We start from the raw sequence: 10,424 nt of genomic DNA, 5'->3' as shown, positions 1-10,424 counted from the left end.
ACCGGATACGCGAGGTTTCCCCGCTCGTGCCGAAGAGAGGCTCGCGGATCGTACAAATCGGCCGCCCGGGTGACGTCCTCGGGGCAGGTAAGTTCGGCCTTCCTTGCTGGCGGGAGGCCTGTTTCGTGCGTACTTTCGACGTTGTGGAGCGGGAGGAGGACAAGGGGCCCGCTCCCGGAGAAGGGGAGAGCTGTGTCCATCATCGAGACCGACGCCGTCCTGCACGAGGCGCACCGGGACAACCACACCCACCGTGACGTCAACGGTGGCTGGCTGCGTCCCGCGGTGTTCGGTGCCATGGACGGCCTCGTCTCCAACCTCGCCCTGATGACGGGCGTCGCCGGAGGGGCGGTGTCCCAGCAGACCATCGTCATCACCGGCCTGGCCGGGCTCGCTGCCGGCGCGTTCTCGATGGCCGCAGGGGAGTACACCTCCGTCGCCTCGCAGCGTGAGCTCGTCGAGGCCGAGCTCGACGTCGAGCGGCGCGAGCTGCGCAAGCACCCCAAGGACGAGATGCGGGAGCTCGCCGAGCTCTACGAATCGCGCGGAGTCGAGCCCGCGCTCGCCCGGGAGGTCGCGCGCCAGCTGTCCCAGGACCCGGAGCAGGCGCTCGAGATCCACGCCCGCGAGGAACTGGGCATCGACCCGGGCGACCTGCCCTCGCCGCTCGTGGCCGCGGTGTCCTCCTTCGGCGCCTTCGCACTGGGCGCTCTGCTGCCCGTACTGCCCTTCCTGCTGGGTGCCACCTCCATGTGGCCCGCCGTGCTGCTGGCCCTGGCCGGCCTGTTCGGCTGCGGAGCGGTGGTGGCCAGGGTGACGGCGCGCTCCTGGTGGTTCAGCGGACTGCGCCAGCTCGTGCTCGGCGGCGCCGCCGCGGCGATCACGTACGGACTGGGCACGCTGTTCGGTGTCGCCGTCGGCTGAGGACCCGGGGCGCCTCGGTGTGACGTACGTCTTGACGCACGTCACTGGGCGGATACGGTGTCCCCACCGTAAAATGAGACGCTATGCAGCGCTACACATAAGTAGCCGTTACTCGGCGGTTTCGTTTCCATGACCGCAGGGCAAGAGCCGTAGACACTCGCGGGCAACGACGCCTGCTCTCTGCGGTCTCCCCGGACGGTGATCCACAAGGATCCCGCCGATCATGACCCACGTGCACCACGACTCCGTGGTGTCCGCATGTTGGAACAGTCTTTCCGGTTTTTGAGAAGCGTTCCATCATGTAACCTGCACGAAATTTCGCAGAGGGCCAGAGTCGTCCCTCGGCACAGCACATGCCACGACGACGACGGGAGAGCCGATGCGTTCCGACGCCTGGTCGCCCATGGACGGTCGCCCTGTCCAGCAGGGGATGTACGACCCCCGTAACGAGCACGACGCCTGTGGTGTCGGGTTCGTGGCCACTCTGACCGGTGTGGCCAGCCATGAGCTGGTCGAGCAGGCGCTGACCGTACTGCGCAACCTCGAACACCGCGGCGCCACAGGATCCGAGCCCGACTCGGGTGACGGCGCCGGCATTCTCCTCCAGGTCCCCGACGCCTTCCTCCGCGAAGAGACCGCGTTCGAGCTCCCCGAGGCCGGTTCCTACGCCGTAGGCATCGCCTTCCTGCCCGCGGAGGACTCCACCGACTCCGTCAAGCAGATCGAGAAGATCGCCGCCGAAGAGGGCCTCGACGTCCTCGGCTGGCGCCAGGTCCCGGTCGCGCCTGACATCCTCGGCAAGGGCGCCCGCGCCGTCATGCCGGAGTTCCGCCAGCTGATCGTCGCCGACGGCGAGAACGCCGGCATCGCGCTGGACCGCAAGGCCTTCGTCCTGCGCAAGCGCGCCGAGCGTGAGGCCGGGGTGTACTTCCCCTCACTCTCCGCACGCACGATCGTCTACAAGGGCATGCTCACCACCGGGCAGCTGGAGCCGTTCTTCCCGGACCTCTCCGACCGCCGCTTCGCCACGACCGTCGCGCTGGTGCACTCCCGCTTCTCCACCAACACCTTCCCCAGCTGGCCGCTCGCCCACCCGTACCGCTTCGTCGCGCACAACGGCGAGATCAACACGGTCAAGGGCAACCGCAACTGGATGAAGGCCCGCGAGTCCCAGCTCGCGTCCAGCCTCTTCGGAGAAGCGCAGCTCGACCGGATCTTCCCCGTCTGCACCCCGGACGCCTCCGACTCCGCCTCCTTCGACGAGGTCCTGGAGCTGCTCCACCTCGGTGGCCGCTCGCTGCCCCACTCGGTGCTGATGATGGTCCCCGAGGCGTGGGAGAACCACGCGTCCATGGACCCGGCCCGCCGCGCCTTCTACCAGTACCACTCCACGATGATGGAGCCCTGGGACGGCCCGGCCTGCGTCACCTTCACCGACGGCACCCAGGTCGGCGCGGTCCTCGACCGCAACGGTCTGCGCCCCGGCCGCTACTGGGTCACCGACGACGGACTGGTCGTCCTGTCCTCCGAGGTCGGCGTCCTGGACATCGACCCGGCCAAGGTCGTTCGCAAGGGCCGCCTCCAGCCCGGCAAGATGTTCCTCGTCGACACCGCCGAGCACCGCATCATCGAGGACGACGAGATCAAGGCGTCCCTGGCCGCCGAGAACCCGTACCAGGAGTGGCTGGAAACCGGCGAGATCGAGCTCGAGGACCTCCCCGAGCGCGAGCACATCGTCCACACCCACGCCTCGGTCACCCGCCGCCAGCAGACCTTCGGCTACACCGAGGAAGAGCTCCGCGTCCTCCTCGCCCCGATGGCCCGCACCGCCGGTGAACCCCTCGGCTCCATGGGCACCGACTCGCCGATCGCCGCGCTCTCCGAGCGCCCCCGGCTGCTCTTCGACTACTTCACCCAGCTGTTCGCCCAGGTCACCAACCCGCCGCTGGACGCCATCCGCGAGGAGCTCGTCACCTCGCTGCGCTCCACGCTCGGCCCCCAGGGCAACATCCTGGAACCGTCCGCCGCCGCGTGCCGCGCCGTGACGCTGCCCTTCCCGGTGATCGACAACGACGAGCTGGCCAAGCTCATACACATCAACGCCGACGGCGACATGCCGGGAATGAAGGCCGCGACCCTCTCCGGCCTCTACCGCGTCAGCGGCGGCGGTGAGGCCCTCGCCGCCCGGATCGAGCAGATCACCACCGAGGTCGACGCCGCCATAGAGGACGGCGCCCGTCTCATCGTCCTGTCCGACCGGCACTCCGACGCCGAGCACGCGCCGATCCCGTCGCTGCTGCTCACCTCGGCCGTCCACCACCACCTCATCCGCACCAAGCAGCGCACCCAGGTGGGCCTGCTGGTCGAGGCCGGTGACGTCCGTGAGGTCCACCACGTCGCGCTGCTCATCGGGTACGGCGCCGCCGCCGTCAACCCGTACCTCGCGATGGAGTCCGTCGAGGACCTCGTCCGCGCCGGCACGTTCATCGAGGGCATCGAGCCCGAGCTGGCCATCCGCAACCTGATCTACGCCCTCGGCAAGGGCGTCCTGAAGGTCATGTCCAAGATGGGCATCTCGACCGTCGCCTCCTACCGCGGGGCCCAGGTCTTCGAGGCCGTCGGCCTCGACGAGGCCTTCGTCGCCCAGTACTTCAACGGCACCGCCACCAAGATCGGCGGCGCCGGCCTCGACGTCGTCGCCAAGGAGGTCGCCGCCCGGCACACCAAGGCGTACCCGGCCTCCGGCATCTCCGCCTCGCACCGCGCGCTGGAGATCGGCGGCGAGTACCAGTGGCGCCGCGAGGGCGAGCCGCACCTGTTCGACCCGGAGACGGTCTTCCGCCTCCAGCACGCCACCCGCAACCGCCGGTACGACATCTTCAAGAAGTACACCGGCCGGGTCAACGAGCAGTCCGAGCGCCTCATGACGCTCCGCGGACTCTTCGGCTTCAAGAGCGGCCGCGAGCCGATCTCCATCGACGAGGTCGAGTCGGTGGCCGACATCGTCAAGCGCTTCTCCACCGGCGCCATGTCGTACGGCTCCATCTCGCAGGAGGCGCACGAGACGCTCGCCGTCGCCATGAACCAGCTGGGCGGCAAGTCCAACACCGGTGAGGGCGGCGAGGACGCCGAGCGTCTCTACGACCCGGCGCGCCGCTCGTCCATCAAGCAGGTCGCCTCCGGCCGCTTCGGTGTCACCAGCGAGTACCTGGTCAACGCGGACGACATCCAGATCAAGATGGCGCAGGGCGCCAAGCCCGGCGAGGGCGGCCAGCTGCCCGGCCACAAGGTCTACCCGTGGGTCGCCAAGACCCGGCACTCCACCCCGGGCGTCGGCCTGATCTCGCCCCCGCCGCACCACGACATCTACTCCATCGAGGACCTGGCTCAGCTGATCCACGACCTCAAGAACGCCAACCCGGCGGCCCGCGTCCACGTGAAGCTGGTCTCCGAGGTCGGTGTCGGAACGGTCGCCGCGGGTGTCTCCAAGGCCCACGCGGACGTCGTCCTCATCTCCGGCCACGACGGCGGCACGGGCGCGTCCCCGCTCACCTCGCTCAAGCACGCGGGCGGCCCCTGGGAGCTCGGCCTCGCCGAGACCCAGCAGACCCTGCTGCTCAACGGCCTGCGCGACCGCATCGTCGTCCAGACCGACGGCCAGCTCAAGACCGGGCGGGACGTCGTCATCGCCGCGCTGCTGGGCGCCGAGGAGTTCGGTTTCGCGACCGCGCCGCTCGTCGTCTCCGGCTGCGTCATGATGCGCGTATGTCACCTCGACACCTGCCCGGTCGGCATCGCCACCCAGAACCCCGTCCTGCGTGACCGGTTCTCCGGCAAGGCCGAGTACATCGTCAACTTCTTCGAGTTCATCGCCGAAGAGGTCCGCGAGATCCTCGCCGAGCTCGGCTTCCGCACGATCGAGGAGGCCGTCGGCCACGCCGAGCTCCTCGACACCGAGCGGGCCGTCACCCACTGGAAGGCACAGGGCCTCGACCTCGAGCCCCTCTTCTACGTGCCCGAGCTCCCCGAGGGCGCGGTGCGCCACCAGATCGCCGAGCAGGACCACGGACTGGCCAAGGCCCTCGACAACGAGCTGATCAAGCTCGCCGCCGACGCCCTGGACGCCGACAGCGCCGAGGCGGCCCAGCCCGTCCGGGCACAGATCGCGATCCGCAACATCAACCGCACCGTCGGCACGATGCTCGGCCACGAGGTGACCAAGAAGTTCGGCGGTGCGGGCCTGCCCGACGACACCATCGACATCACCTTCACCGGCTCCGCGGGCCAGTCCTTCGGCGCGTTCGTACCGCGCGGTGTGACGCTGCGCCTGGAGGGCGACGCCAACGACTACGTCGGCAAGGGCCTCTCCGGCGGTCGCGTCATCGTCCGCCCGGACCGCGGCGCGGACCACCTCGCCGAGTACTCCACCATCGCCGGCAACACCATCGGCTACGGTGCCACCGGCGGCGAGCTGTTCCTCCGCGGCCGGACCGGCGAGCGCTTCTGCGTCCGTAACTCCGGTGCCACGGTCGTCTCGGAAGGCGTGGGCGACCACGGCTGCGAGTACATGACCGGCGGGCACGCCGTCGTCCTCGGCGAGACCGGACGTAACTTCGCCGCAGGTATGTCCGGCGGCATCGCGTACGTCATCGACCTGGACCTCGACAACGTCAACACCGGCAACGTCGGCGCGGTCGAGCTCCTCGACGACACCGACAAGCTGTGGCTGCACGACGTCGTGCGCCGCCACCAGGAGGAGACCGGCTCCACGGTCGCCGAGAAGCTGCTGGCCGACTGGGACACCTCGGTCGCCCGGTTCAGCAAGATCATCCCGTCCACCTACAAGGCAGTGCTCGCCGCCAAGGACGCCGCTGAGCTCGCCGGTCTCTCCGAGCAGGAGACCACCGAGAAGATGATGGAGGCGGCGACCAATGGCTGACCCCAAGGGCTTCCTGACCACCGGACGCGAGGTCGCCCAGACCCGCCCCGTCGGCGAGCGTGTCAAGGACTGGAACGAGGTCTACGTTCCGGGATCGCTGCTCCCGATCATCAGCAAGCAGGCCGGCCGCTGCATGGACTGCGGCATCCCGTTCTGCCACAACGGCTGTCCCCTCGGAAACCTCATCCCCGAGTGGAACGACTACGCCTACCGCGAGGACTGGTCGGCGGCGTCCGAGCGCCTGCACGCCACGAACAACTTCCCGGAGTTCACGGGCCGCCTGTGCCCCGCTCCGTGCGAGTCGGCGTGCGTCCTCGGCATCAACCAGCCCGCCGTCACCATCAAGAACGTCGAAGTCAGCATCATCGACAAGGCGTGGGACAGCGGCGACGTCACCCCGCAGCCGCCCGAGCGCCTCTCCGGCAAGACCGTCGCCGTCATCGGCTCGGGCCCGGCGGGTCTCGCCGCCGCCCAGCAGCTGACCCGGGCCGGCCACACCGTCGCCGTCTTCGAGCGCGCGGACCGCATCGGCGGACTCCTCCGGTACGGGATCCCCGAGTTCAAGATGGAGAAGTCGCACATCAACCGCCGCATCGAGCAGATGCGCGCGGAAGGCACCAAGTTCCGCACGGAGGTGGAGATCGGCAAGGACATCGACGCCACGAAGCTCCGCCGCCGCTACGACGCGGTCGTCATCGCCGCCGGTGCCACCGTCTCCCGCGACCTGCCCGTCCCGGGCCGCGAGCTGAACGGCGTGCACTTCGCGATGGAGTACCTCCCGCTCGCCAACAAGGTGCAGGAGGGCGACCTCACGGTCTCCCCGATCACCGCCCAGGGCAAGCACGTCGTCGTCATCGGCGGCGGCGACACCGGCGCGGACTGCGTCGGCACCGCCCACCGGCAGGGCGCGGCCTCCGTCACCCAGCTGGAGATCATGCCGCAGCCGGGCGAGGAGCGTAACGCCAACCAGCCCTGGCCGACCTTCCCCATGCTCTACAAGGTCACCTCCGCGCACGAGGAGGGTGGCGAGCGGCTCTACTCCGTCTCCACCACCCACTTCGAGGGCGACGAGGACGGCAACGTCCAGTCCCTCCACCTCATCGAGGTGGAGTTCAAGGACGGCAAGCTGGAGCAGAAGGCCGGCACCGAGCGGGTCATCCCGGCCCAGCTCGTCACCCTGGCCATGGGCTTCACCGGTACCGACCAGGCCAACGGTCTCGTCCAGCAGTTCGGCCTGGAGCTCGACGCGCGCGGCAACATCGCACGCGACGAGAACTACGCGACCAACGTCGACGGCGTCTATGTCGCCGGTGACGCCGGCCGCGGCCAGTCCCTCATCGTCTGGGCCATCGCCGAGGGCCGCTCCGCGGCGCGCGGCGTGGACCGCTTCCTGACCGGAACCAGTGCCCTGCACGCCCCGATCCGCCCGACGGACCGCTCCCTGACGGTCTGATCCACGGCACACAGACGTCCCGTACAACGGCGTACGGAACTGAACGCGGCGCCCTCCCCCCGTCCCCGACCGGACAAGGGGAGGGCGCCGCGGCGCGTCCACACGCGCGCCGGCCCGGCGGCGGGTCAGCTGACCAGCGCCAGCGCGGACACGGCGGCCAGGGTGCCCGTCACCGACAGCACCAGACCGGTCCCCACGAACGGACCCATGGCGATCCGCGTCCCGTGCCAACGACAGCGCTCGAACCACAGCAGCGTCGCCAGGGACGCCCACGGAGTGACGAGCGGCCCCACATCGACGCCGATCAGCAGAGCCAGCAACTGCTCGTGGTTCCCCGCCGGGACGACCGCCTCGCCCGCCAGGTAGGCCGGCAGGTTGTTCAGGACGTTCGACAGCCCCGCCCCCACCGCCGCTGACCGCAGCATCCCCAGGAAGCCGTTGTCCGACCCCAGCGCCGACTTCAGCAGCTCGTGCAGACCGTGTGCGTCGACCGTCGCCACCACCAGGAACATCCCCGGGACGAGCACCAGCAGTCGCCACGGCACCAGCGACAGTCGCAGCTCCCGCCGGCGCCGTACGGCGAACGCCACCACGACCACCGCCATCGCCGTCAGCGACGCCGACCAGAGCGGAACGTCCGCGACCAGGAGCGCCAGCAGGAAGCCCGCACAGGCAACCGCACAGATCCGCGACAGAACGGGGTCCTCCACCACCGGTGCTCCCGGCGGGGAGTACCGGTCCGCGCCCCGCCGGCCACGCCGCCAGTAGAAGACCCACAGGCACACCGCCGTCACCGCGATCGACGCGAGCTGGGGCAGCCACATCACCGCGGCCAGACCGGCCGGCGAGAGGGCCACCCGGTCCGCCGCCAGCAGGTTCGTCAGGTTCGAGACCGGCAACAGCAGACTCGCGGTATTGGCGAGCCACACCGTCGTCATCGCCAGGGGCATCGCCGCGATCCCCACCCGGGTGGCCAGCGCCAGCATCACCGGGGTGAGGAGCACCGCCGTGGTGTCCAGATTCAGCGTGATCGTGGTGAGCGAGGCGAACAGCACGCACAGCCCGAAGAGCAGCGGATAGTGCCCCCGCCCCGCCCGCGCCACCCAGGCCGCCACCACATCGAAGACCTGCGCCCGGCCCGTCAGCTCGGCCATCACGATCACGGTGCCCAGGAACACCACCAGGGGCCCGACGCGACGCGTCTGCGCCGCGGCGGTCTCCGAGGGCAACAGCCCGGTCACCACCGCCAGCAGGCCCAGAGCCAGCAGACCTCCCGCGAGCCAGTCGAGCGGGTGCGGACGCCGGCCACGCCCGGCTGCCTCTTCACCGGACCCGATGCCCCCGTCCGCCGCACGTCCCACCGAAGCATCTCTCAGCATGGGACGATGGTCCCAGAAAGCGGACGCCGCTCAGGGGCAGGCGGGTTCGCGTCAGGCCGCGCCCGTCAGAGCCGCCGTCCGGACGGCGATCACCGCAGCCAGCAGCACGGCCAGCACTGCCCCGCCGGCCAGCTGGGCCGCAGACGTCCGGAGCTTCGCCGGGGCGTACGCGAGACCGTACGTCACCAGGCCGCCGGTCAGCAGCCCGCCGAGGTGGCCCTCCCACGAGGTGAACACGGCGGAGATCACCATCCAGAGCAGGAACCCCGCCATGAAGCGGTTGACCGGCCCCATGTCCCGTCCCAGACGGCGGTTGATGACGTAGAAGGACGCCGCGAGGCCGAAGATCGCACCGGACGCGCCGACCGCCGTCGTCTCCGGTGAGACCAGGTACACCAGCACCGAACCGCCCACCGCGGACAGCAGATACAGCGCCAGATACCGCGCCCGGCCCAGCTGGCCCTCCACGACCCTGCCGAGGTTCCACAGCGCGAGCATGTTGAAGACCAGGTGCATCACGCCGAACGACGCGTCGGGCGGCAGGTGCAGGAAAGCGCCCGTCAGCAGCCGGTACCACTCACCGTCGGCCACCCCGGCCAGCTCGAACCCCGGGTAGGTCTCACCCTTGTAGTAGTACTGCCCGCCCTCCGGGTCGACCAGCACCGCCCCGAGCATCCCGAACCGGTCCACCGTCTCCGACCGGACCACCTCGACGACGTACGCGGCGATGTTCAGCACCATCAGCACATACGTGACGACCGGCGTCGCGGCGCTCGGCACCGCGCCACCGAACAGTGAACGTGCCTGCCGGACCGAGCGCTGCCCCTCCTTCACGCACTCCACGCAGTGGTGCCCGACCGACGCCTCACGCATGCAGTCGGGGCAGATGTAGCGGTCACAACGCGTGCAGCGCACATACGTCTCGTAGGACGGGTGGCGGTAACACGTGGTGGCGGCGGCCGTCATGGCCGGCTCCTTCATTCGTGGACGGAGGGCCGCAGGGGGCGGCGGCGCTCAAGATAGCGAACGCGGGTGAAGCGGGACACACCTGGGGCCGCGGGCATCACGCGCCCGGGCGGGGGACTGCGCCCGGAGCTCCCGTGGCCGCAAGGGGCCTGGCCGGCAGCCGGCGACGTGAGTGGCGTCCGATCCGGTGACGCGCGACGAAACACGACAGAGGATGTCCTGGTTACGGGGTTCGATGGCACCCATGACATCGAACGTGACACCCCCTTCCTGGCAGGACTTCCGCGCGGCGGAGCCGGCCTTCGCCGACACCGTGCGGAGGCGGTTCCAGCAGTACAAGCACCACGTCCTGGCGACCCTGCGCGTGGACGGCTCCCCCCGGGTCACCGGCCTCGAGGTGAACTTCCGGATGGACACGCTGTGGTTCGGCATGATGCCGAACTCGCGCAAGGCCCTCGATCTGCGGCGTGACCCCCGCTTCGCCATCCACGCCAACCCGGGGCCGGACGCGGAGATGACCGACGGGGACACCCGGATCTCCGGGCGGGCGGTGGAGGTCACCGACGACGCCGTCCGGGCCCGCTTCGCCGAGGAGGTGAACCCGCCGGAGCCCTTCCTCCTCTTCCGTGCCGACCCCACGGAGGTGGTCCGCACCGGGATCGACGGCGAGGACATCGTCGTCCAGGTGTGGCGCCCCGGCCACCCCCTGCGCACCCTGCGCAGGAAGGCCGACGAAAGCCCGGTCCGCGAGTCGTGACGCCCG

Annotated in this window: 6 protein-coding genes; 4 read left to right on the top strand and 2 right to left on the bottom strand. The window is 70.0% G+C overall.

What is annotated here, in order from left to right; all coding sequences use genetic code 11:
- Nucleotides 1–192: 192 nt before the first annotated feature.
- From ACFYSH_RS20895 to ACFYSH_RS20885, 3 genes are all read left to right on the top strand, one after another.
- Nucleotides 193–924, top strand: a complete 732-nt coding sequence (locus ACFYSH_RS20895) for a VIT1/CCC1 transporter family protein (protein WP_359466283.1) — start codon at nt 193–195, stop codon at nt 922–924.
- A 379-nt stretch (nt 925–1,303) separates the two neighbouring features.
- On the top strand, nt 1,304–5,863 hold the full coding sequence (gltB, locus tag ACFYSH_RS20890; protein WP_359466282.1) for a glutamate synthase large subunit: 4,560 nt from the start codon (nt 1,304–1,306) through the stop codon (nt 5,861–5,863).
- Nucleotides 5,856–7,316, top strand: coding sequence for a glutamate synthase subunit beta (locus tag ACFYSH_RS20885; RefSeq protein ID WP_359466280.1), 1,461 nt, complete (start codon nt 5,856–5,858; stop codon nt 7,314–7,316). The genes gltB and ACFYSH_RS20885 overlap by 8 nt, the downstream gene beginning before the upstream one ends.
- A gap of 125 nt (nt 7,317–7,441) precedes the next feature.
- Here ACFYSH_RS20885 and ACFYSH_RS20880 read toward each other — a convergent pair whose 3' ends face one another.
- Nucleotides 7,442–8,695: an SLC13 family permease gene (locus ACFYSH_RS20880; RefSeq protein ID WP_388754347.1), complete on the bottom strand. Its 1,254-nt coding sequence runs from the start codon at nt 8,693–8,695 to the stop codon at nt 7,442–7,444.
- Nucleotides 8,696–8,746: 51 nt separating this feature from the next.
- A complete protein-coding gene (locus ACFYSH_RS20875; RefSeq protein WP_388754344.1) occupies nt 8,747–9,661 on the bottom strand; it encodes a rhomboid family intramembrane serine protease in 915 nt (304 codons plus the stop codon).
- 235 nt (nt 9,662–9,896) lie between these two features.
- Between ACFYSH_RS20875 and ACFYSH_RS20870 the strand changes: the two genes are divergently transcribed.
- On the top strand, nt 9,897–10,418 hold the full coding sequence (locus ACFYSH_RS20870; RefSeq protein ID WP_388754341.1) for a pyridoxamine 5'-phosphate oxidase family protein: 522 nt from the start codon (nt 9,897–9,899) through the stop codon (nt 10,416–10,418).
- Nucleotides 10,419–10,424 lie beyond the last annotated feature (6 nt).

The organism is Streptomyces sp. NPDC005791, assembly GCF_042871485.1.
Lineage (GTDB): Bacteria > Actinomycetota > Actinomycetes > Streptomycetales > Streptomycetaceae > Streptomyces.
This window is presented reverse-complemented; position numbering and strand designations above follow the sequence as displayed.